General features: G+C 64.0%; 16 protein-coding genes. 10 read left to right on the forward strand and 6 right to left on the reverse strand.

Going from position 1 to position 22,500, the window contains the following annotated elements:
* Window position 1 precedes the first annotated feature (1 nt).
* Both UNPF46_RS32130 and UNPF46_RS32135 read left to right on the forward strand, forming a co-directional pair.
* Window positions 2-1,024, forward strand: coding sequence for a polysaccharide deacetylase family protein (locus tag UNPF46_RS32130; RefSeq protein WP_100181014.1), 1,023 nt, complete (start codon window positions 2-4; stop codon window positions 1,022-1,024).
* 7 nt (window positions 1,025-1,031) lie between these two features.
* The gene (locus tag UNPF46_RS32135; RefSeq protein WP_181770214.1) at window positions 1,032-1,595 is read left to right on the forward strand and encodes a dihydrofolate reductase family protein; all 564 of its coding nucleotides are present in this window, start codon (window positions 1,032-1,034) and stop codon (window positions 1,593-1,595) included.
* Window positions 1,596-1,775: 180 nt separating this feature from the next.
* On the opposite strand, the gene UNPF46_RS32140 is transcribed toward UNPF46_RS32135, so the two are convergent.
* From UNPF46_RS32140 to UNPF46_RS38435, 4 genes are all read right to left on the reverse strand, one after another.
* Entirely contained in the window at window positions 1,776-2,228 is a 453-nt protein-coding gene (locus UNPF46_RS32140) for a DoxX family protein (RefSeq protein WP_100175761.1), read from the reverse strand.
* Between the two features lie 236 nt (window positions 2,229-2,464).
* On the reverse strand, window positions 2,465-4,894 hold the full coding sequence (locus tag UNPF46_RS32145; RefSeq protein WP_181770215.1) for a tetratricopeptide repeat protein: 2,430 nt from the start codon (window positions 4,892-4,894) through the stop codon (window positions 2,465-2,467).
* Between the two features lie 193 nt (window positions 4,895-5,087).
* A complete protein-coding gene (locus UNPF46_RS32150; RefSeq protein WP_100175763.1) occupies window positions 5,088-5,459 on the reverse strand; it encodes a hypothetical protein in 372 nt (123 codons plus the stop codon).
* Window positions 5,460-5,510: 51 nt separating this feature from the next.
* Window positions 5,511-5,771, reverse strand: a complete 261-nt coding sequence (locus tag UNPF46_RS38435; RefSeq protein ID WP_100181016.1) for a hypothetical protein — start codon at window positions 5,769-5,771, stop codon at window positions 5,511-5,513.
* Between the two features lie 205 nt (window positions 5,772-5,976).
* Between UNPF46_RS38435 and UNPF46_RS32160 the strand changes: the two genes are divergently transcribed.
* Both UNPF46_RS32160 and UNPF46_RS32165 read left to right on the forward strand, forming a co-directional pair.
* A complete protein-coding gene (locus tag UNPF46_RS32160) occupies window positions 5,977-8,478 on the forward strand; it encodes an arylsulfatase (RefSeq protein ID WP_246668786.1) in 2,502 nt (833 codons plus the stop codon).
* Between the two features lie 131 nt (window positions 8,479-8,609).
* On the forward strand, window positions 8,610-9,704 hold the full coding sequence (locus tag UNPF46_RS32165) for a SphA family protein (RefSeq protein ID WP_246668787.1): 1,095 nt from the start codon (window positions 8,610-8,612) through the stop codon (window positions 9,702-9,704).
* Between the two features lie 67 nt (window positions 9,705-9,771).
* On the opposite strand, the gene UNPF46_RS32170 is transcribed toward UNPF46_RS32165, so the two are convergent.
* On the reverse strand, window positions 9,772-12,081 hold the full coding sequence (locus tag UNPF46_RS32170) for an NADP-dependent malic enzyme (RefSeq protein ID WP_142252744.1): 2,310 nt from the start codon (window positions 12,079-12,081) through the stop codon (window positions 9,772-9,774).
* A gap of 247 nt (window positions 12,082-12,328) precedes the next feature.
* On the opposite strand from UNPF46_RS32170, the gene UNPF46_RS32175 reads away from it, so the two are divergent.
* Window positions 12,329-14,296: an aq_1923 C-terminal domain gene (locus tag UNPF46_RS32175; RefSeq protein WP_142252745.1), complete on the forward strand. Its 1,968-nt coding sequence runs from the start codon at window positions 12,329-12,331 to the stop codon at window positions 14,294-14,296.
* Between the two features lie 150 nt (window positions 14,297-14,446).
* Here the strand turns inward: UNPF46_RS32175 and aspS are convergent, their stop codons facing one another.
* Window positions 14,447-16,219 (reverse strand): aspartate--tRNA ligase, encoded by a 1,773-nt coding sequence (gene aspS, locus UNPF46_RS32180; RefSeq protein ID WP_100175768.1) that lies wholly within the window; start codon window positions 16,217-16,219, stop codon window positions 14,447-14,449.
* A gap of 194 nt (window positions 16,220-16,413) precedes the next feature.
* Here aspS and UNPF46_RS32185 point away from each other — a divergent pair, with 194 nt between their 5' ends.
* The 5 genes from UNPF46_RS32185 to UNPF46_RS32205 all read left to right on the forward strand — a co-directional run bounded on the left by UNPF46_RS32185 (window position 16,414) and on the right by UNPF46_RS32205 (window position 22,102).
* Window positions 16,414-17,886, forward strand: a complete 1,473-nt coding sequence (locus UNPF46_RS32185; protein ID WP_142252746.1) for a protein adenylyltransferase SelO — start codon at window positions 16,414-16,416, stop codon at window positions 17,884-17,886.
* A 203-nt stretch (window positions 17,887-18,089) separates the two neighbouring features.
* Entirely contained in the window at window positions 18,090-18,938 is an 849-nt protein-coding gene (locus tag UNPF46_RS32190; RefSeq protein WP_142252747.1) for a phosphodiesterase, read from the forward strand.
* A 1-nt stretch (window position 18,939) separates the two neighbouring features.
* A complete protein-coding gene (locus tag UNPF46_RS32195) occupies window positions 18,940-19,890 on the forward strand; it encodes a carbohydrate ABC transporter permease (protein ID WP_174718794.1) in 951 nt (316 codons plus the stop codon).
* Window positions 19,887-20,756 carry a carbohydrate ABC transporter permease gene (locus UNPF46_RS32200; RefSeq protein ID WP_142252749.1) on the forward strand — a complete coding sequence of 290 codons (870 nt, stop codon included), beginning with the start codon at window positions 19,887-19,889 and terminating at the stop codon, window positions 20,754-20,756. Before UNPF46_RS32195 ends, UNPF46_RS32200 begins: the two co-directional genes overlap by 4 nt.
* Window positions 20,757-20,767: 11 nt before the next feature.
* A complete protein-coding gene (locus tag UNPF46_RS32205) occupies window positions 20,768-22,102 on the forward strand; it encodes an ABC transporter substrate-binding protein (RefSeq protein ID WP_142252750.1) in 1,335 nt (444 codons plus the stop codon).
* The last annotated feature ends 398 nt before the right edge of the window (window positions 22,103-22,500 follow it).

Here is a 22,500-nt window from a genome sequence, read left to right on the forward strand (position 1 = left end):
CATGCGTGTGGCGGCAGGACTGATTTTGGCAAGCGCGATGTCGGTTGCGATGACCGGCGCAGCATGGTCGCAGACCCCGGCGAAGCCCGCAGCTGCGACGCAAGCCGCACCGGCGGCGACGCCGGCCGCAGCAACGCCGGCTGCAGCTCCTGCAGCCGCTCCCGCGGCAGCCGCCGCGCCCGCAGGCTTCGTCAACCCGCCCCCGCCCAAGCAGGCGCCGCAACCGGCGCGCGCGGCCTGCACCACGCAAGGCGCGCTCGGCGTCGCCCGCACCGTCGAGATCGACACCACGGGCGGTCCCGGCTTCGGCTTCGAGCATTTCAAGGAGCTCGACTTCCTGCGCGACAAGGAGGTCGTGCTGACCTTCGACGACGGCCCCTGGCCGAAGAACACGCCCGCGGTGCTGAAGGCGCTCGCCGACGAATGCACCACCGGCATCTTCTTCTCGATCGGCAAGCACGCGACCTACGAGCCGGAGATCCTCAAGCAGGTCTACGCCGCCGGCCATACCGTGGGCACCCACACCTGGTCGCACGCCAACCTCAACAACAAGAAGCTCACCGAGGCACAGCGCAAGGAAGAGATCGAGAAGGGCCTCTCCGCAGTGAAGTGGGCGCTCGGCGGCATCTCGCCCTCACCGTTCTTCCGCTTCCCGGCGCTGCAGCATCCGCCGGAAATGGTCACCTATCTCGGCAACCGCAACACCGCGATCTTCTCCTGCGACATCGACTCCTTCGACTTCAAGGCCTCCAAACCCGAGAAGGTGGTCGAAACCGTGATGAAGAAGCTCGACAGCAAGGGCAAGGGCATCATCCTGATGCACGACTTCCAGAAGCACACTGCTGAAGCCCTGCCCGAACTGCTCAAGCGCCTCAAGGCCGGGGGCTACAAGGTGGTGGCGATGCGCGCCAAATTCCCGGCCTCGTCGCTGCCCGAATACGACCAGGAATTGCTCAAGGACGCCAAGCTGCCGACGGTGAGCCAGCGCCCGGTGAATTCCGTGGTGACGACCGTTTCCGAATAGACGGCAATTGTCTTTCCGTATCGAAGGTTACGTCATCGTCTCGGCGGACGGCATGCTCGCCGACGCCGGCCATGTCATGCCCGACAGCCTGAAGTTCGAGGGCGACAAGCTGTTCTTCGAGCAGGCGCTCGATCGCGCGGCGCTGATCGTGCACGGCCGCAATTCGCATGAGCAGCAGCCGAACTCGCCGAAGCGCAAACGCCTCATCCTCACCCGCAAGATCAAGGCGCTCGCCGTCGATCCGGAGATGCCGAACGCGACGCTGTGGAATCCGGAACATGCGAGCTTCGAGCAGGCCTGCGCCTTTGCCGACGTCGCCTCCGGCATGGTCGCCATCATCGGCGGCCCCGCCGTGTTCGAGATCTTCATGGACCGCTACGATACGTTCTGGCTGTCGGAAGCGCCGCATGTGCGCCTGCCCGGCGGCGAAGGCTGTTTCGTCGGCGTGCCCGAACAGACGCCGCACGAGGTGCTGTCGTCACACGGGATGAAGCCGGATGCGCCCTATCTGCTCGACGCGGCGCATGGGGTGACCGTGACGCCGTGGCGCCCGGCCGGGGGCTCCACCTAAAAACGCGAAAACAACCCCATGCACAGTACCGGCATTTCGATACCGCTACGTATCCTGCCGTTTCGTCGTGCATAAACCGGCGCGTCGCCGGCCACCGCAGCGCCGGCGACCGGCGTCTGCCGCGCGTCGGCAAGACGCAAGCAGCGCGCACCGACCCGCCCCCCGCGTCCGGATTGATCGCTACACATCCCCGTAGGCCGCTTCGGCCGGACGCGTGGTGCGGCCGTATCCCATCAGCATGAACAAGGCGCCGATGATCGAGAGGTTCTTCAGCGCGTCGACCACCATTTTCGCATTGTCGGGCGGCGCCTGATTCCAGAAATCATCGAACAGCACGGTCGCCACCGCGACGTAGATGATCATCAGCATCGCAAAGAACCGCGCGCCGAAATTCAATGCGATCATCAGGCCTGCGATGATCTCGAGCCCGCCGACCGCGATCGCCAGCAGTTGCGGCGTGGTCATGGCAGTCGCCGTCTCGATCTGCTTGGCGTAGGGCGCGACAACGTCGGGCACCACGACCTTGGTGGCAATGAAATCGGCCGTCGCCTGGATGGCAAAGAGCTTGGTCGCGCCCGTGTAGATGAACAGCACGGCGAACAGGATCCGCCCGAAAGTCACGAACGCTGGCATGATCGGCCTCTTGGCAAAGCTTAAGGGCGGGACGCTGACGGGATTATGAAGAGTCCGCCTGAGGTTTACAAACGTGTAAATTACGACGTGCAAGCAAATCAACGGGACAAGGCACACGAACCTCCCTCCCCTTGTGGGAGGAGGGCTCGCCGGCAGCGGCGAGACGGCGAGACGCTGTCTCCACGAATGGCCGTCGCCATGTCGATTCGCGGAGATATCCCCTGGAGCGCCTCATCCTAGTTCGGACTGTCGATCTGGCGCCTGATCTCCCCGATTAACGCCGCCAGAGTCCGATCCTCCGGCGTGATGACCCCGAGCATTTCGGCGTAGCCCAGCGCCGCCTTTGCATCGCCGGCCGCGCGGCTGAATGAAACCAGGGCCGACAGCACGTCCCTGTTGTTGCGATGACTTTTCAGAGCCTCGTTCAGAACCTTCATTGCCTCGTCGGCCCGCCCGCCGGAATGCAGCGCCACGGCGTAGACATAGGCGTAGCGCGGGCGACCCGGCTCCAGTTCGGCTGCTCTGCGCAACTCGGCGAGCGCCTGGTCCGGCCGCTTCAGCCGGGTCAAGGTCAGGCCGAGCGCATGATGCGCGGCCGCGTCGGCGGGTGAAGTTGCAATCGCTCGGCGGAGAACAGCTTCTCCGTCGCCGTCGCGACCGGTCTGGCGATAGAGGTCAGCCAGATTGACCGCGGCCGTCGCATATTGCGGGCTGATCCTGAGGGCAGACTTGTACTCGATCTCCGCATCCCCCGTCTGGCCGCGCAGGGCGAGGAAATTTCCAAGGGCGGTGCGAGCCTCGGGGCGTTCGGCGTTGGCACGCTGCGCCGCGACAAATTCCCCTGCCGCCTGATCAAAGTGGGCGCGATCGCGTGCCGGCTGGCTTGCAGTCGGAACGGGTGCGAGCAGCAAGGCCGCCCTGATCCGCACCCCACGCACGGGATCGACGAGCAGCGGCGAGGCCAGCGGCCAAATCTCGCTGGTGGGCACGGATTCCAGCATGTCCAGAGCTCCGATCCGCACCATGGGATCGGGATCGGCCAAGCCTTCCCGGGCGGTCGCAAGATTCGCAGGAGAGATACGGGAGGCGAGTTCGTCGAGTGCACTCGCGCGCGCCACGGCCGGTGCGATCTTGTCTGCGGCCAAGACGCCAAGCAGCGCGGCGGCGTCGGCCTGGTCGCTGTGCGCTGCACGGAAGGCCGGCCCATAGGTTTGGAAACCCTTCCGGTCGGGCCCGAACCATTGTTCGACCGTGGCGGCGGCCCATTGGGCCGGCTTGTCGCTATGGCAGTCGTTGCATGCGTTCGGAGTTTCCAGCTTGATCGAAAGATCGGGTCGCGGAACGCGGAAGGCGTGATCGTGACGTGGGTCGATCACCATATAGGTGCGCGACGGCATGTGGCACGACATGCAGGTCGGCGCCCGATCGACGTTGACGTGATGGCGATGCTTCGCATCAGCATATTTTTCGGACGCATGGCATTGCAGGCAGACGCCCTCGCCGGAGACTCGGAGCTTTGCGCTGTGCGGCTCGTGACAATCACTGCAGGTGACGCCGGCGGCAAACATCTTGCTCTGCTTGAACGGCGTATAGTTATAGGGTTCCTCCCCATCGCGGATCTGGCCATCGACATGATAGGTGGTCCGCGTCAGCGCCTCGACGACATGTGTCTGGGACAGCGACTGGCCTGGTACCCAATCCTCGCTGAAGCCGGCGCGGCGCGCGTGGCATAACCCGCATGTCTCGACCTCCTTTCGCAGCGCGGCCGGCGCGGCCGAACGCTTCGCATTTCCGCTTTGCGGATCGATCGGCCAAGTGGCGCTCAGCCGTTCGTCGAACCGAACCAGCAATCCCTTGCTCGAATCCTCACGCTTGCCAAACGGCCACCAGCTCTGCTGGCGCCGCGCCCAGGCTGCGTGAGTGGAGCCCTGTCCATGACAGGCCTCGCAGCCGACGCTGATGTCCGCCCATGTGGTCGCGAAGCGATCCGTCGCGGCGTCGTAGTGCTTGCGCAGACCGGTCGAGTGGCACTCCGCGCACATGAAATTCCAGTTCTGGTTCAGCTTGGTCCAATGCAGGACGTCGTCGTGCTTGATCGCTTCATCGGGATGGAGATGAAACCAGCGTTGGCCGCCCTTCCCTTGCGGTCGGCTATCCCAGGCGAGTGACAAGGCCTGAATTCGCCCATCTGGAAATTCGACCAGGTATTGCTGCAGCGGCTCGACGCCGAAGGTGTATTTCACCTCGAACGTGGCCAGCTTGCCGTCGGAGCCGTCGGTCTCGATCATGAATCTTCCGTCATCGCGGAAAAAGCGCGAATGCACGCCGAAATGGTCGAGGCTCTTGTCGTTGAAATCGCCGAGCACGGTCTTGTCCGTCGCATGCGCCATCGCGGCCTTGTGCTGCGACATGTCCCACAGTTTGGCTTCGGCCTGGTGGCAGCCGGCGCAGGCTTGGCTGCCGACATAGGTTGCGACGGATGTGGCTGGCGCTTCCGACGTTGGCCCACTGATGCCGGGAAGGAGGAAAGCGAGACCTAGACCGAGGATGGCTGCAATTGCGCCGACGGTCACAATCCAGAGATGGCGCTTCGACGAGAGGATGGCTTCTGACGTGCCGCCGGCAGCTCGTGCAGCCCCGGCCAGCGAGGCGCCACCGGCAGCCATTTTCCGTGATCCAGCTTTGATGCGGGATTTCCGTCGTTTGCCTGCCAACGACAGCCCCCTCAACGCTCGCCAAGTGGCGATCGAGCACCCTGCATCGGGATCGCCGCACGTATGATCGGCCGCCTTATCATCAAGTCAAGGAGCAAATCTCGGATCAAAAGTGTCTCGGCCAGCGCGGCGTCGCGTCCTGGCCTCATTTCTTATTCCGGTTCTTGCTGGCGCCTCTGAGAGCGGTCGCGGGGGCGAGCGATTTGGCGAGGTCTGTCATTTGCATGCACGTCAGCAGGTCGACGTAACTATCGCTTCCGCCCGCGGTCGCTTCGCCTACGCACTGATTTCTGATCTGATCGGAATTGGCCAGCCAAACGGAAGCCAGTTGCTGTTGCGCTGCATCCTCATCGCGCATGCAATCGTCGTAGGACTGGGCCAGATCCAGGCCCATCGCCTTGTCGGTTGCGACGGTCGCCTTACAGGTGGCCTCGACATTGAGCTTCGGTACGCGATCGCTTACGGGGGTCACCAATTGACCTCCAAGCATCGCCAAAGACAGCAGTGCAATCTTCATGACGTCTTTCTCCCAACAGCCCTGATGATTGATATCGGAGTCTTGGGACCCTCAACGCCTGCCGACGCGGTTCACGGGACCGCCACGATTCATCGGCGTTCCGGCCCGCACTCCAACGCCCGGTGCACCGACGCCGGGGGCAACTACGGCTCGTGCAACCGGCCGCGGCCGCAGCACGACGCCGGGCCTGACGATGCAGCCGACGGGATACTCGACATATTGACAGTATACGACCGCAGCGGCCTTTTCGGTGCTCGCGGCCAAGAATCCAGCGGTTGCCAGAACAGCAGCTAACGCAATTGAGGACTTCATATTGGCCTCCCTCGTTTCGGAATGGCCAGAGTGGTCCCTTAAGTCGAGCTGCGTCTTGATGCAGCTCAATCGCAGTTGGACGCCGAGCGATGACAAGATCGCTCGCAATTGCGGGCGGTCCACTCCGCGAACACGTCAGTGATGCTGATGCAAATGATTCCTGTACTCCTTGCCGCGTTGATGTGAATCAAACCCCAATCCTGCAATGGCTGCAATGCTGTACGATGCGCACGTTTCATGCGGGGAGCATTTCACCATGAATTTGCATCGAACATTCTTCATACTGAGCTTGACGTGCGTTGTTTCGGCCGGGGCGCTCGCGGAGCCGGCGAATGCCCAGCAGCCGGCGCCGGCGAGCGTCGTGCTTCCGACTGATCGCTCGAACTTGCCGATTCCCGAACCTCAATATCCGCACAGCACGGTGCTCGACGCTCGCAACGCAACGCCTCCGGCGCGGTTCGAGGTCAAGGCTCCAGCCAGGGCCCCTAACGTGCTTATCGTATTGATCGACGATATGGGCTTCGGCCAGTCGAGCGCGTTCGGCGGGCCTATCCACATGCCGACGGTGGAGAGCCTTGCCAATGCGGGACTGCGCTACAACGAGTTTCACACGACGGCGCTTTGTTCGCCGACGCGCGCCGCGCTGTTATCGGGCCGCAATCATCACATGAACAACATGGGCTCGATCACGGAAACCGCGACTGCTTTTCCCGGACAGACCGGGCAGCGTCCCGACAGCGTCGCCCCGCTCGCCAAGATGCTGCGACTCAATGGTTACAGCACGGCGGCGTTCGGCAAATCGCACGAAACCGCAGCATGGGAGGTGAGCCCGTCCGGACCGACCGACCGTTGGCCGACCCGCTCTGGATTCGACAAATTCTACGGCTTCCTCGGAGGCGAGACCAACCAGTGGGCGCCGTTGCTCTATGACGGAATGACCCAGGTCGAGCCGTCGACGGATCCGAACTATCATCTGATGACGGACATGACCAACCAGGCGATCGACTGGGTGGGCTACCAGAAATCGCTGACCCCGGATAAGCCGTTCTTCATCTACTTCGCACCGGGCGCGACGCATGCGCCGCATCAAGTCCCGAAGGAATGGATCGCCAAATACAAGGGCAAGTTCGACCAAGGCTGGGATGCGTTGCGCGAGGAAACGCTGGCGCGACAGATCAAGCTTGGCGTGGTACCCGCCGGCACAAGGCTGGCCCCGAAGCCCGAGGCAATCAAGGATTGGGCTACGCTGAACGCGGACGAGAAGAAGCTGTTCGCGCGGCAGATGGAGGTCTTCGCCGGATTTGGCGAGTACGCCGACACGGAGATCGGTCGGCTGGTCGACGCTGTCAAGGCAACCGGTCAACTCGATAATACGCTGATCTTCTATGTCGTCGGCGACAACGGTGCGAGTGCCGAAGGCGGCATGAACGGGCTGTTCAGCGAGATGACCTATTTCAATGGTGTCAGCGAAAGCGTCCGGGACATCCTCAAGCATTACGACGAACTCGGCGGCCCTTCGACCTATGGTCACTACGCGGCCGGATGGGCGGTCGCTGGCGACACGCCCTTTACGTGGACCAAACAAGTTGCGTCCAGCTACGGCGGCACTCGCAACGGGATGGTCATTCATTGGCCCAAGGGAATTGCGGCCAAGGGCGAGGTGCGCTCGCAGTGGCACCACGTCATCGACATTGCACCGACCATTCTTGAAGCAGCCGGTCTGCCCGAGCCAAAGAGCGTCGACGGCACGCCACAGACCCCGATCGAAGGCGTGAGCATGCTCTATAGTTTTGCCGATCCGAAGGCTCCGAGCACGCATCTTACCCAATACTTCGAGATATTCGGCAATCGTGCCATCTATAACGACGGCTGGCTCGCCGGTACGGTTCACAGGGCTGCCTGGGAACGCAAGCCGCGACGACCGCTCGAACAGGATGTCTGGGAACTCTACGACACCCGATCAGACTTCAGCCTGACCAACGATCTCGCCGCGAAGAACCCCGACAAGCTCAAGGAGATGCAGGGCCTCTTTCTCAAGGAAGCGGTCAAGTACCAGGTGCTGCCGCTTGACGATCGGATGGAGGAGCGCGTCATCGCCTCGATGGTCGGCCGGCCCGACCTGATGGCCGGCCGAACCTCGCTGACCGTTCACCAGGGAATGATCGGCATGTCGGAGAACGTCTTCATCAGTCTGAAGAACCAGTCGCACAGCATTACCGCCGATCTGGACATCCCAAAGGGTGGCGCCAATGGCGTGATCATCGCCCAGGCCGGCCGGTTCGGGGGCTGGAGTCTTTACCTCAAGGACGGCAAGCCGACCTACACCTACAATTTCCTCGGGCTGCAGCGCTATACGGTGGCTGCCAAGCAGACGCTGCCGGCGGGTAAAGGCACGCTGCGCTTCGAGTTCGCCTATGACGGCGGCGGCATCGGCAAGGGCGGCGTCGGTACGATCCTGTTCAATGGAAAGCCAATCGCGACCGGCCGCATCGACAAGACCCAATGCTGCATCTTCTCCGCGGATGAAGGCGCCGATGTCGGTGCCGACGAAGGCACCCCGGTCACGGAGGCCTACAAGGTGCCGTTCAAGTTCACCGGAAAGATCGAGGCCGTGACCATCGAGCAGAAAGAAATGAAGCGAGCCGATCGCGATGACGCCGCACAAGCCCGCAAAGCGGCGGTATTGAAGAAGGGCCTTTCCGATTGAAGAAGCGGTCGGCGCGCGACATCGAAATTGCGCGCCGCCGATTGTGACATGAAAGCTTCAGGCGGAATGGATCGACGCCGTCGGTCACTCTTTGTGTTGTGCCGGGAAGCCTTGGGGAATCAACTGGCATCATGATCGAGCGTGGGGGGCGACCAATGCAACGCGATAGATCGGCACACAGATCCGGATTCCCGCGGCTAAGCGCCGTTCTCGCGACCTCCGCCGTTGCGTTGCTTTCCTCGCAGATCGCCCGTGCCGACGAGAGTGGAATTTCGTTCTGGCTGCCGGGATTGTACGGGAGCCTCGCCGGCACTCCCGCCACACCGGGCTGGTCGATCGCCGCCATCTACTACCATACAAGCGTGAATGCGTCGGGGGCGGCTGCTGCGGCACGGGAATTTCAGGTCGGGAGGTTGTCCCCGACCGTCAACATCAATCTCAATCTGGCCTTGAGTGGCCAGGCCGATCTGATGTTCATCGCGCCGACCTATACGTTTGCGACGCCCGTGCTCGGTGGCCAATTGTCGGCCACGCTGGCGAGCGTCTACGGTAGAAATTCTGCAAGCCTTGCCGGCACGTTGACGGCAGCTGCCGGACCGATCGTCACCACACGCAATGGATTTCTCGAAGACGCGCTCGTCTCCTACGGCGATCTTTATCCGACCTTTAAGCTGAAATGGAATAACGGCGTTCACAACTATATGGCCTACGCTGCTGGCGACATTCCCGTCGGCGACTACAATCCCAACCGGCTGGCCAATGTCGGCATCGGCCATGGGGCCATCGATTTCGGCGGCGGCTACACTTATCTGAACCCGGCGACGGGCACGGAGCTCTCGGGCGTCGGCGGCTTTACCTACAATTTCAAGAATCCCGACACCCAATACCAGAGCGGTATCGATTTTCATCTGGACTGGGGCGTGTCGCAGTTCCTGTCCAAGCAGGCCTTCGTCGGCTTCGTTGGCTACGCCTATCAGCAGATTACCGACGATTCCGGGCAGCCCGCCGTTCTCGGGGGCTTCCGTTCGCGGGTTTTCGGTGTCGGTCCGCAGGTCGGATATATTTTCCCGATCGGCAGCAATCAGGCATTTCTTGGCCTGAAAGGATACGGCGAGTTCGACGCGGCGAACCGGCCGTCGGGCTGGAACACGTGGCTGACGTTCTCGATCTCGGAGGCCGCTCCCGCCAGCACGGTGACTCCGACCCGACGCAAAGTGTCGAAATAGACGAGTTGCTGCGCTCGAATTCGACCCCTCCCCGCAAGAGGGGCGAGGTCAAGCACCGATGCCGCCCTTACGTAAACAACGTCGGCTGCTGCCGGGCCGCGCGCTCCTGCGCTTCGACGACGGCGACCGCCGTCATGTTGAGGATGCCGCGCGCGGTCACCGAGGGCGTGAGGATGTGGGCGGTGCGCGCCGGGCCGATCAGGATCGGACCGACAGGCAGCGCGTCCGCCAGCGACTTGATCATCTGATAGGCGACGTTGGCAGTGTCCAGCGTCGGCATGATCAGGATGTTGGCCTCGCCCTCCAGCTTGGAATGCGGCAACACCATTTTTCGCGCGGCAGCGGAGAGCGCCGTGTCGCCCTGCATCTCGCCGTCGGCCTCGATCTCCGGATGCTTGTCCTTCAACAGCTGGGTCGCCAGCCGCATCTTGCGCGAGGAATCGGTGTCGTAGCTGCCGAAGTCCGAATGCGAGACGAAGGCGATCTTCGGCTTGATGTTGAAACGCTGGACGTGAACGGCAGCGAGCGATGCGATCTCGGCGAGCTCCTCCGCGCCCGGATTGGGGCGAACTTGCGTGTCGGCGATGAAGAAGGCGCCCTTGCTGGTGATCAGCAGCGCCAGCGCCGCGTAGTCGCTGACCCCGGGCGAGAAGCCGACGATCTCGCGGACATGGCGCAGATGGCTCATGTAGCGGCCCTCGACGCCGCAGAGCATGGCATCCGCCTCACCGCGCGTCACCGCGAGCGCGGCGATCACCGTGTTGTTGGTGCGCACCACCGTGCGCGCCGCGTCCGGCGTCACGCCGCGGCGGCCGGCGACCTCGACATAGGACTGCACGTAGGAGCGGTAGCGCGGATCGTCCTCGGGATTGACGAGATCGAAATCCTTGCCGGCGCGGATCGACAGACCGAAGCGCTTGATGCGCGCCTCGACCACAGAGGGACGGCCGACCAGGATCGGTCGCGCCAAATTCTCCTCCAGTACCACCTGCGTGGCGCGCAGCACGCGCTCGTCCTCGCCTTCGGCGTAGATCACGCGCACCGGCTGGGTCTTGGCCTTGGCGAACATCGGCTTCATGACGAGGCCGGAGCGGAAGGCGAAGCGTTCGAGCAGCGCGGTGTATTCGTCGAAATTGGTGATGGGCCGCGTTGCGACGCCGGACTCCATCGCCGCCTTCGCCACCGCCGGCGCGATCCGCAGGATCAAACGCGGGTCAAACGGACTTGGGATCAGCGAGCCCGGGCCAAAGCCCTGCGTCTCGCCGGTGTCGAAACCTTGCGCCACCGCATCCGACGGCGCCTCGCGAGCGAGCTGCGCGATGGCCTCGACGGCGGCGTGCTTCATCTCCTCATTGATGGCGCTGGCGCCGACGTCGAGCGCGCCGCGGAAGATGAAGGGGAAGCAGAGGACGTTGTTGACCTGGTTCGGATAGTCGGAGCGGCCGGTGCAGATCATCGCGTCGGGACGCACTTTTCGCGCCTCCTCCGGCATGATCTCCGGGGTCGGGTTGGCGAGTGCCATGATCAACGGCTTGTCGGCCATCGCCTTGGCCATCTCGGGCTTGAGCACGCCCGGCGCCGAGAGGCCGATGAAGATGTCGGCGCCGCCGATGACGTCGCCAAGCGTGCGCTTGTCGGTCTTCTGCGCGTAGACCGCCTTCCAGCGGTCCATCGTGGTGTTGCGGCCCTCATGCACGAGGCCGTCGATGTCGCAGACCCAGATGTTCTTGCGCTGCGCGCCCATCGACACCAGCAGATTGAGTGTCGCGATCGCGGCAGCCCCTGCTCCCGATGCCACGATCTTGACGTCGGAGAGCTTCTTTCCGTTGAGTCGCAGGGCGTTGGTGACAGCGGCGGCGACGATGATGGCGGTGCCGTGCTGATCGTCATGGAAGACCGGGATCTTCATGCGCTCCTTCAGCTGCGCCTCGATCTCGAAACATTCGGGTCCGCGGATGTCCTCCAGATTGATGCCGCCGAAGGTCGGCTCGAGCGCCGCCACGGTCTCGACCACGCGCTCGATGGTGTCGGCGGCGATCTCGATATCGAACACGTCGATGCCGGCGAATTTCTTGAACAGGACCGCCTTGCCCTCCATCACCGGCTTGGAGGCCAGCGGGCCGATATTGCCGAGGCCGAGCACGGCGGTGCCGTTGGAGACCACGGCGACCAGATTGGCGCGGGTGGTCAGCGTGGCGGCTTCGGCCGGGTTCTTCGCGATCTCGGTGCAGGCCGCAGCAACGCCCGGCGAATAGGCCAGCGCAAGGTCGCGCTGGTTGGCAAGCGGCTTGCTTGCCTGGATCTCGAGCTTTCCAGGGCGCGGCAGACGATGGTAGGCGAGCGCCGCCTGGTGGAGATCATCAGAATAGGACGACATGCGGTGTTTCGCCTCGCGTTACCGGCCTCAAAATGCACGATCCGAAAGTGGCTGTCCAAGGGGACCGAATTTCCGGGTCATGGAAACGGGATGAAGCACGCCGGGCGCCCCGGTGGCAACATCGGATTGCGCCCCCATCAACAGGGCGCGCGGTCAAATATTTGAAAACCATAGCTTTACCTGGACCGCGCGGCGTTTTGCGAATATGGCAGGTTGCGCGGTGCAAAATCAGCAACTGGAGCTGAGAATGAAGCGGATCATGGTCGGCCTGGTCGCACTCCTCGTGCTCGGCGCGGGCGGATGGTTCGGCTTCAATCTCTATGTCCAGCACCGGGCCACCGCCGACGTCGAGGCGGCTTTCGAACAGGTGCGCTCCGGCGGCGGCAAGGCGAGCCACGGCAAGATCACGTTCGAACTGGCGAGCCGGACGCTGACGATCGAGGACATCAATGTCGAGCCGAGCCAGCCGCGGCTCGCCAACGTCAAGATCGCAAAGGTCACGGCCGTCGGCCTGCGCCAGCCGGATGACGCCCGTTTCTCGGCCGACAGCATTGAAGTGTCCGGGGTCGAGGTCGCCTTCACGTATACCGAACCGGCGAAGCTGAAGGCGAACTACAAGATCCCGCAGATCAGCGCCCGCGATTTTTCGGGCCCGACCCGCGCGGACGGCACGTCGCTGTCCGGCTCGATCGTCGACATGTACCGCTTCATGCTCACGCAATACGCCACCGTCTCGGCGTCGTCGATCGTGGTGCCGACCGTCGCCGTCAACGTCGATGCGGGCAGCGGCAATCCCGGCAGCGGCGATTATGTCTATTCGGGCCTGTCGGTCCAGAACGTCAACCGCGGCAAGATCGAGACGGCGAAGACGGACCGCGTCACCTATTCGCTCGACCTGGCGCAGCCGGGCAAGCCCGCGAGAATGACCGGCGAGCTGTCCGGACTTGCCGCCTACGATTTCGACGCAACCGCCGTGAGGGCCGCGCTCGAACAGCAAGGATCGACCGACGACAGTTTCCACAAGGTCTATCGGCGCGTCTCCGCCAATTCATATGTGGTGACGACGGCGCCGGGCGTGCGCGTGCAGGTCGACGGCTTCACCTTCGACGACATTGCGATCCGGCCCTCGAAATTCCGCCCGGCCGAGATCATCGCGCTGGTGCCGGCCGACGGCTCGACCCCCACGCAGGCGCAGTCGCGCGACATCATGGCAAAGGTGTCCGACTTCTTCGAGGGCTTTCAGATCGGCAAGGTCGAAATCGGCAAGCAGACGGTCGAGACGCCGCAAGGAAGGGGACGGCTCAACGCCGTCAAATACGACCAGGACAGAATCGCGCTGGAAGGCCTCGTCATGCCGCTGCCGCAGGGGCAGCTCAAGATGGAGAGCTTCGCTCTGAAGTCCTTCAGCGCGGCGAAACTGATACGCTGGGCGGCGAGCCTCCGAACGCCCGGTCAGCCGCCCTCGCCCGATCAGATGCTCGGCCTGTTCCGCGTGCTCGAAGGCGCCGAAATCAAGGGTGTGGTGGCGCCCTACAAGAACACGCGCCAGCTCGTCACCATCGACACGATCAGCCTGAACTGGGGCCAGCTGGTCGGATCGATCCCGAGCAAGGCCAATCTGGTTGTGAAAATGGTCACGCCGACCGATCCGGCCAATCCAGCGCAGCAGCCGCTGATCATGGCGGGCGTGGACAAGCTCGCGATCGACCTCGATCTCGGCGCGGCATGGACGGAATCGTCAGGCGCATTTGCGCTCGCGCCGGCCACGATTGATCTCGGCAACCTCGCCACGGCCCAGGCCCGCCTCGCGCTCGCCAACGTGCCGCGCGGCCTGTTCACCGCCGATCCGGCGCAGGCAATGGGTCAGGCGGCGCAGGTCGAGACCGGTGCGTTCGAGCTCTCGCTGCGCGACAGCGGCGTCGTCGATCTCGTCGTGGCGCAGTTCTCGCGCATGCAGAATGTCAGCCGCGACGCCGCGCGCGGTGCCATCGTCGAGATGATCCGGGCGCAAGGCGAGAGGATCGCGGCTTCCAATCTCGATGCCAAGGTGGCGGTCGATGCGCTCGCCGGCTTCGTCGCGACGTCAGGGCAAACGCTCACCATCAAGCTGACCCCGCTCGGCAAGCTGCCGCTGCTTCAGCTCATGGATGTCCTCAACAACGAGCCGATCGTCGCGCTGGCGCAGTTCAGGATCGAGGCGTCGACGGGGTTGTAGGCAGAGTCTCGTGTCCCGGACGCGGCGCAGCGCGCAAGCGGCGCGACGCAGAGCCGGGATCCAGAATGCCTACGGTTCACCGCGATATGGGCCCCGGCTCTGCAGCGCACCGCTGAAGAAGCGCTGCGCTGCGTCCGGGGCACGAGCCTCTCACTTCTGCGGCAGGTTCACCCGCACATGCAGCTCACGGAGCTGCTTCGTCGTGGCTTCCGACGGCGCGCCCATCAGCAGGTCCATGGCCTGCTGGTTCATCGGGAACAGCGAAATCTCGCGCAGGTTAGTGGTGCCACAGAGCAGCATCACGATGCGGTCGACGCCCGCGGCCATGCCGCCATGCGGCGGAGCGCCGTACTGGAAGGCACGGTACATGCCGCCGAAGCGGTCGACCACTTCCTGCTCGCCGTAACCTGCGATCTCGAACGCCTTCACCATCGCTTCCGGCACGTGGTTGCGGATGCCGCCCGAGGCGATCTCGTAGCCGTTGCAGGTGATGTCGTACTGGAACGCCTTGATGGTCAGCGGGTCCTGGCCCTTCAGCGCCTCGAGGCCGCCCTGCGGCATCGAGAACGGGTTGTGCGAGAAGTCGACCTTCTTGTCGTCCTCGTTGTACTCGTACATCGGGAAGTCGACGATCCAGGCGAGCTCGAACCGCTCCTTGTCAGTGAGATTCAACTCCTCGCCGACCTTGTTGCGGGCAAGGCCAGAGAACTTCCAGAACTTGTCGGGATCGCCGGCGACGAAGAAGGCGGCATCGCCTTCCTTGGTGCCGATCTGGGCGCGGATCGCAGCGGTGCGCTCGGGCCCGATGTTGTTGGCGAGCGGACCCGCACCCTCGCCGCCCTCGCGCCACATGATGTAGCCGAGGCCGGGCTGGCCCTCACCCTGCGCCCACGAGTTCATGCGGTCGCAGAACGCGCGGCTGCCGCCGCCCGGCGCCGGGATCGCCCAGACCTGGTTCTTGGGATCTTCGAGCATGCGCGCGAACACCTTGAAGCCGGAGCCGCGGAAATGCTCGGAGACGTCCTGCATCTCGATCGGGTTGCGCAAATCCGGCTTGTCGCTGCCGTACTTCCGCAGCGCCTCTGCGAACGGGATGCGGCGCCAGTTCTTGCTCACCGGCTTGCCCTTGGCGAACTCTTCAAAGACGCCCGTGATCACTGGCTCCATCGCCGCAAAGACGTCTTCCTGCGTGACAAAGCTCATCTCGACGTCGAGCTGGTAGAACTCGCCCGGCAGCCGGTCGGCGCGCGGGTCCTCGTCGCGGAAGCAGGGCGCGATCTGGAAGTAGCGGTCGAAGCCCGACATCATCAGCAGCTGCTTGTACTGCTGCGGCGCCTGCGGGAGCGCGTAGAACTTGCCGGGATGGATGCGCGACGGCACCAGGAAGTCGCGCGCGCCTTCCGGCGAGGACGCGGTCAGGATCGGGGTGTTGAACTCGAAGAAGCCCTGCCCCTCCATGCGCCGGCGCATCGACTTGATGATCTCGACGCGCGTCATGATGTTCTGGTGCAGTTTTTCGCGCCGTAGATCGAGGAAGCGATACTTCAGGCGGATGTCTTCGGGATATTCCTGGTCGCCGAACACCGGCAGCGGCAGGTCGCCGGCCGGGCCCAGCACCTCGATCTCGCTGACATAGACCTCGACCTTGCCGGTCGGCAGATCGTCATTGTCGGTGCCTTCGGGGCGGCGGCGGACCTTGCCGTCCATCTTGACCACGAATTCCGACCGCAGCTTTTCGGCCAGCGAGAATGCCGGCGAGTCCGGATCGACCACGCACTGGGTCAGGCCGTAATGGTCGCGCAGATCGATGAACAGCACGCCGCCATGGTCGCGCACGCGATGGACCCAGCCCGAGAGGCGGATGGTCTCGCCGATGTTGCTCTCGCGGAGCGCGCCGCATGTATGTGACCGGTAGCGATGCATGGTCGTCCCAAAATGATGTCTGAGGATCGAATCGGACGGCCTGTAACGGCCGGTCCGAGATTGCGGCAGGGTTTACCCGACGAGACCCGAGGCGGCAACCAAGGGAACGGCCTGTTTGGGGCCGGACGCGCCCATTTTTGGCATATCGGGGGCCGAGCCTTTGCCATCGGGCGTTCCAGCCCTATCTTGAGGCCATGACGGTGCATTTCCCCTTCCAGAACTCCTATTCGGCGCTGCCGGACAGCTTCTTCGCCCGCGTCGCGCCGACCCCGGTCGCCGCCCCCCGGCTGATCAAGCTGAACCGGCAGCTGGCCACCCAGCTCGGGCTCGATCCGGACCTGCTGGACACGCCTGAAGGTGCCGAGATCCTGGCCGGGAAAACGGTTCCCGCCGGCGCCGACCCCATCGCCATGGCCTATGCCGGCCACCAGTTCGGCCATTTCGTGCCCCAGCTCGGCGATGGCCGCGCCATCCTGCTCGGCGAGGTCATCGACAAGGACGGCGTCCGCCGCGACATCCAGCTCAAGGGCTCCGGCCCCACCCCGTTCTCCCGCCGTGGCGACGGCCGCGCCGCGCTCGGCCCCGTTTTGCGCGAGTACATCGTCAGCGAAGCCATGTTCGCGCTCGGCATCCCGACCACGCGCTCGCTCGCCGCCGTCGTCACCGGCGAGCATGTCATCCGCGAGACCGCGCTGCCCGGCGCGGTGCTGACGCGCGTCGCCTCGAGCCATATCCGCGTCGGCACCTTCCAGTTCTTTGCCGCCCGCCGCGACACCGACGCGATCCGCCGGCTCGCCGATCACGTCATCATGAGACACTATCCGGACCTGGTGCAGGCCGAGCGGCCCTATCACGCCCTGCTCGCAGGCGTCGTCGCACGCCAGGCAAAGCTCGTCGCGCGCTGGCTGCTGGTCGGCTTCATCCATGGCGTGATGAACACCGACAACTCGTCGATCTCGGGCGAGACCATCGACTACGGCCCCTGCGCCTTCATGGACGCCTACAACCCCGCGCAGGTGTTCTCCTCGATCGACGAGATGGGCCGCTACGCCTATGCCAACCAGCCGCGCATCGCGCTGTGGAATCTGACGCGCCTCGCCGAATGCCTGCTGCCGCTGTTCTCGGACGAGCAGGAGAAGGCGGTGGCCGAAGCCCAGGACATCCTCGGCGCCTTCTCCGATATCTTCAGCGCCGCCTATCAGGCCGGCCTGCGCAGGAAGGTCGGCCTGTTCACGGAGCGTGACGGCGACGAGGCGCTGATCCAGGACCTGCTCGATGCCATGGCCAAGAACCAGGCCGACTTCACGCTCACCTTCCGCAAGCTCGGCGATGCAGTCGCTGACGACGCAACCGACGTCCGCGCGCAATTCATGGAGCCCGCAGCCTTCGACGAATGGGCCGGCCGCTGGCGCGCCCGCATCGCGCTGGAGCAGCAAGCCCCAGCCGAACGGCAGGCGGCCATGCACGCCGTCAATCCCATGTTCATCCCGCGCAACCACCGCGTCGAAGCCGTGATCCAGGCCGCGGTGAACGACGACGACTACGCGCCGTTCGAGGAATTGGTGAAGGTGCTGGCAAAGCCATACGAAGACCAGCCGGAGTATGCGGCCTATGTTGATCCGCCGCTGCCGGACCAGCGCGTGTTGCAGACGTTCTGCGGGACGTGAGGCGGGTTCGACCGCGCCCCACCATCTCTAATTGATGCACAGCACGGATTGCGCCTTGCGCGATCCATTCCTATCCCGCGGGCCATGTGGACACGTCCCGTCGGCCGGAACCGCTGTCATCAAACTGAAACACACGCGCTCTAACCGCCTGTCAGGGTCGTCTTGCCGGAGACGTCCGTTCTCCAACATCCCTGACAAGCGCCATGCCCTTCAAATTCATCCATCTCACCGACACGCATCTGGCGAATCCCGGCTCGACGCTCTACGGCCTCGACCCGCGCGCCCGGCTGGATGCGGCGATTGCCGACATCAACGAGCACCAGTCCGACGCCGCCTTCGCAGTGGTGACCGGCGACCTCACCCATTGGGGCGAGGCTGAATCCTACGCCAATTTCGCCGACGCGATGTCCGCGCTGAAGATCCCTTACATCGCCATGGTCGGCAATCACGACAAGCGCGTGATCTGCCTCGACGCGCTGAAGGCCGCGCCGCGCGATGCCAACGGCTTCGTGCAGGGCACGCGCACCACCGAGCACGGCCTGTTCGTCTTCCTCGACACGCTGGACGAGACCAGCCACGCCGGCGAGATGTGCGCCAAACGCTTCGACTGGCTCACGAGCACGCTCGCCACCGCGCCGGCCGACCAGCAGTTCGTCGTGTTCATGCATCACCCGCCCTTCCCTGTGGGCGTGCACGCGATGGACGAGATCGGGCTGAAGCAGAGCGCCGAATTTGCCGAGGTGATCGCGCCCTATCGTTCGCGCATCCGCCACCTCTTCTTCGGCCATGTGCACCGGCCGATCTTCGGCAGCTACGGCAAGATCCCGTTCTCGACCCTGCGCGGCACCAACCATCAGGTCTGGTTCGAGCTCGACGCTGGCGCACCGCATCTGGCCAGCCACGAGCCGCCGGCCTATGGCGTGGTGCTGATCGACGACGAGAACCTCGTCGTGCACAGCCACGACTTCCTCGACGAGAGTCTGCGCTTCCCCTTCGAGCCACCGGCGGGAATGGACGGCCGCGACTATGCGCTCAAGTTCGTGGCGCGGTGAGATGAGCCTCGCTGAACCCGCGGCTCTCCCGGTCGCGACCTCGGCGGCACCGCGCATGGACGTCCTGAAGCGGTTCTCGAACCGCTTCAAAGCTTCGCTGCCTGCCTATCTGCTGTTGCTGCCCTCGCTGGTCTTCCTCGCGCTGTTCACCTACGGCGCGATGGGACGCGTGCTCGTCGATGCGCTTTACCAGCGCGCCACGCCGAAGGCGCCCGTCCGCTTCGTCGGCCTCGACAATATCAGCGCGGTGCTGGCCGACCCCGCCTTCACCGGCGCCGTCGTCAACAATCTCGTCTACGCCGTCGGCACTGCCATCCCGAGCATTGGGCTGGCGCTCTTGTTCGCGCTGGCGCTGGCGCGCACCAACGCCGTCAGCAGTGCGCTGCGCGCCGCGCTGTTCCTGCCGGTGCTGATCCCGATGGTCGCGGCCTCCGCGCTGTTCATGTTCATCTTCCTGCCCAATGTCGGCCTGCTCGACTACTACATCGGTCGCCTGCTGCCGGTGCTGCCGAACTGGCTCGGCGACCCCGATGTTGCGCTTTACGCGATCATGATCATCACGATCTGGAAGAACGCCGGCTATTACATGCTGTTCTTCCTGGCCGGCCTCCAGGCCGTGCCCGAGGACGTGATGGAGGCCGCGCATCTCGACGGCGCCGGGCCGTATCGGCGCCTGCGTCACATCATCCTGCCCGAGCTCAAGCCCACCTTCCTGTTCGTCATCGTGATCGCCACGCTCAACGCGGTGACGCAGGTCGACCACGTCTTCGTCATGACCCAGGGCGGGCCGTCCAACTCGACCAACCTCGTGCTGTTCTACATCTACCAGCAGGCGGTCGAGCATTACGACGTCGGCAAGGCCTCGGCCGCGACGCTGCTGACGCTCGCCGCGCTGATGGGCCTCACCGCGCTCTCCTTCCGCACGATGGCGAACCGCGAGGGCGGGCCATGAAACTGTTCGACCGCCTGTTCAGGGATGCCCCGCTCGCCACAAGGGGCGAGATCACGCCAAAGCTCGGCTTCCTGCTGACCGTTCTGCTCGCGATCGTCTGGCTCATTCCGTTCCTGTGGATGATCGTGGCGACGTTGCGTCCGGCCTCCGACGGCATCAACGCCATGGCCGAGCTGATGCCGAGCCTGAAGCCGACGCTCGACAACGTCAGGGATGCCTGGGAGATCGGCGACTTTCCGCGCTACACGCTCAACACCACGTTCATCTGCGCCGGCATCCTCTTGGTGCAGTTCGTCACGATCACGCTGGCAGGCTTTGCCTTTGCGCGCCTGAACTTCGTCGGCAAGGGGCCGATCTTCTACCTGTTCCTGATGCAGCTGATGCTGGTGCCGGTCCTGCTGATCGTGCCGAACCTGTCGCTGGTGGCGCAGCTCGGGCTCTACGACACGCTCACCGGCGTGATGATGCCGTTCTTCGCCTCGGCCTTCGGCACCTTCCTGATGCGCCAGGCCTTCGAGGCGATTCCGACCGAGCTGGAGGACGCGGCCCTGATCGACGGCGCCAGCCTGCTCCAGCGCATCCGCCACATCTACGTGCCGCTGTCGATGCCGAGCTTCTCGGCCTTCGCCATCATCTCCGTGACCAGCCATTGGAACGACTTCCTGTGGCCGCTGATGGTGATCAATTCGCCGGACAAGCGGCCGCTCACGGTCGGCCTCTCGGTGTTCACCAAGACCGCCGAAGGCACCCAGGCCTGGGGCACCATCGCCGCGGGCACGCTGATGGTGATCGCGCCGCTGCTCGTCACCTTCCTGATCTTCCAGAAACGCTTCATCAGCTCTTTCGTCACCTCAGGCATCAAATAGGAGATTTTCCGATGCTGTTTTCCCGCAGGCTCATGCTCGGCCTAGCCATGGCAGGCTCGTTCGCCAGCGCCCTCGCCTTCCCGGCACTCGCCGGCGAAGGCCCGACCGAGATCGATCTGTTCTTCCCCGTCCCCGTCGACGGCAAGCTCGCGCGCGACATGGGCACCCTGATCAAGGAGTTCAACGAAGGCCACCCTGATATCAAGGCGACCGCCGTCTACACCGGCTCCTATGACGACACGCTGATCAAGACGCGGGCCGCGATCAAGGCCGGCAAGCCGCCGTCCGCCGTGATCATGTCCGCCAACTTCCTGCTCGACATGCAGATCGAGAACGAGCTCACCAATCTCGATGCCCTGATCAAGGCCGACGGCACCACCAAGGAGCAGTTCCTCGGCCAGTTCTTCCCGGCGCTGCAGGGCAACGCGGTGATCAACCGCTCGGTCTACGGCGTGCCGTTCCACAATTCGACGCCGCTGCTCTACATCAACGCCGACAAGGCCAAGGAGGCGGGCCTTGATCCGAACAAGCCGCCGCAGACCTGGGCCGAGCTCACCGACTGGGCCAAGAAGCTCACCAAGCGCGAGGGTGACAAGGTGACCCAATGGGGCATCGCGATCCCCTGCGCCTACGACTATTGCGGCTGGATGATGGAAACGCTCACCATGAGCAATGGCGGGCGCTACTACAACGAGGAGTTCGGCGGCGAAGTCTATTACGACACGCCCTCGATGCTCGGCGCACTGACCTGGTGGAACGACCTCATCCATAAGCACAAGGTGCATACCCCCGGCGCGACGCCCGGACCTGCCGTCAGCACGTCCTTCATCTCAGGCAATGCCGCGATGATGATGCTGTCGACGGGCTCGCTCACCTATGTGCGCGACAACGCCAAGTTCAACTACAAGGTCGCCTTCATCCCGCGCAACGTCCGCAACGCCGTGCCGATCGGCGGCGCCTCGCTGATCATGCCGGCCGGTCTCGAAGCCGAGAAGCAGAAGGCCGCCTGGACGCTGATCAAGTGGATGACCTCGCCCGAGAAGAGCGGCTGGTGGAGCCGCGCCACCGGCTATTTCGCGCCCAACATGGCCGCCTACAAGACGCCCGACATGGTCGACTTCCTCAACAAGAACCCGGACGCCAAGACCGCCGTCGAGCAGCTCGACGTCGCCAAGCCGTGGTTCGCGACCTACAAGACCGTCCCCGTCCGCAAGAACCTCGAGGACGAGGTGATGCTGGTCCTCAACGGCAAGAAGCAGCCGAAGGAGGCCCTCGCCGCCGCGCAGAAAGCCGCCGACGAGACGCTCAAGCCGTACAACGCGGAGACGTCACTGAAGCTGCCGTAAGGCCGGCTGCTCATCACGAACATCATTCGGCGCTCCGCCAAGCGGGGCGCCGAAATCGTTTGGGGCGCCCCGATCCCATTAACCCCCCGTCCACCATCCGGCCCGGCCTGCCGCCGGTAACCATTGCAATTAACAGACCCTCAACGGACCCCCGACAAATCTATCAATGTTTCTGGAGGTTTCGCCGTGGATCTGTTGGTTTTCGAGTTCCTGGGGCTGGCGCTGGTCGCCATGTGTGTGGTCGTGGTGGCGCTGCCCTGCGCCCGCAAATCCTCCCATCGGGTCCGCTACGAATAGGAATTTCGTCGGAAAAAGCGATTCCGGTCCAAATGCAAGGCTCGAATTCGCATCGAGCCCCTTGACATCACAGCACTTTCGGCAGAACGGCTGATATCAAG

It is taken from the genome of Bradyrhizobium sp. UNPF46 (genome assembly GCF_006658625.1).
GTDB classification, from domain to species: Bacteria; Pseudomonadota; Alphaproteobacteria; order Rhizobiales; family Xanthobacteraceae; genus Bradyrhizobium; species Bradyrhizobium nitroreducens.

Coding starts and splice junctions, on each gene's coding strand:
- UNPF46_RS32150 (WP_100175763.1), bottom strand. CDS start 5,459: ATGAAGATTGCACTGCTGTCTTTGGCGATGCTTGGAGGTCAATTGGTG.
- UNPF46_RS32165 (WP_246668787.1), top strand. CDS start 8,610: ATGATCGAGCGTGGGGGGCGACCAATGCAACGCGATAGATCGGCACAC.
- UNPF46_RS32195 (WP_174718794.1), top strand. CDS start 18,940: ATGAGCCTCGCTGAACCCGCGGCTCTCCCGGTCGCGACCTCGGCGGCA.
- UNPF46_RS32185 (WP_142252746.1), top strand. CDS start 16,414: ATGACGGTGCATTTCCCCTTCCAGAACTCCTATTCGGCGCTGCCGGAC.
- UNPF46_RS32160 (WP_246668786.1), top strand. CDS start 5,977: ATGGCTGCAATGCTGTACGATGCGCACGTTTCATGCGGGGAGCATTTC.
- UNPF46_RS32140 (WP_100175761.1), bottom strand. CDS start 2,228: ATGCCAGCGTTCGTGACTTTCGGGCGGATCCTGTTCGCCGTGCTGTTC.
- UNPF46_RS38435 (WP_100181016.1), bottom strand. CDS start 5,771: ATGAAGTCCTCAATTGCGTTAGCTGCTGTTCTGGCAACCGCTGGATTC.
- UNPF46_RS32130 (WP_100181014.1), top strand. CDS start 2: ATGCGTGTGGCGGCAGGACTGATTTTGGCAAGCGCGATGTCGGTTGCG.
- aspS (WP_100175768.1), bottom strand. CDS start 16,219: ATGCATCGCTACCGGTCACATACATGCGGCGCGCTCCGCGAGAGCAAC.
- UNPF46_RS32175 (WP_142252745.1), top strand. CDS start 12,329: ATGAAGCGGATCATGGTCGGCCTGGTCGCACTCCTCGTGCTCGGCGCG.
- UNPF46_RS32145 (WP_181770215.1), bottom strand. CDS start 4,894: ATGGCTGCCGGTGGCGCCTCGCTGGCCGGGGCTGCACGAGCTGCCGGC.
- UNPF46_RS32200 (WP_142252749.1), top strand. CDS start 19,887: ATGAAACTGTTCGACCGCCTGTTCAGGGATGCCCCGCTCGCCACAAGG.
- UNPF46_RS32205 (WP_142252750.1), top strand. CDS start 20,768: ATGCTGTTTTCCCGCAGGCTCATGCTCGGCCTAGCCATGGCAGGCTCG.
- UNPF46_RS32170 (WP_142252744.1), bottom strand. CDS start 12,081: ATGTCGTCCTATTCTGATGATCTCCACCAGGCGGCGCTCGCCTACCAT.
- UNPF46_RS32190 (WP_142252747.1), top strand. CDS start 18,090: ATGCCCTTCAAATTCATCCATCTCACCGACACGCATCTGGCGAATCCC.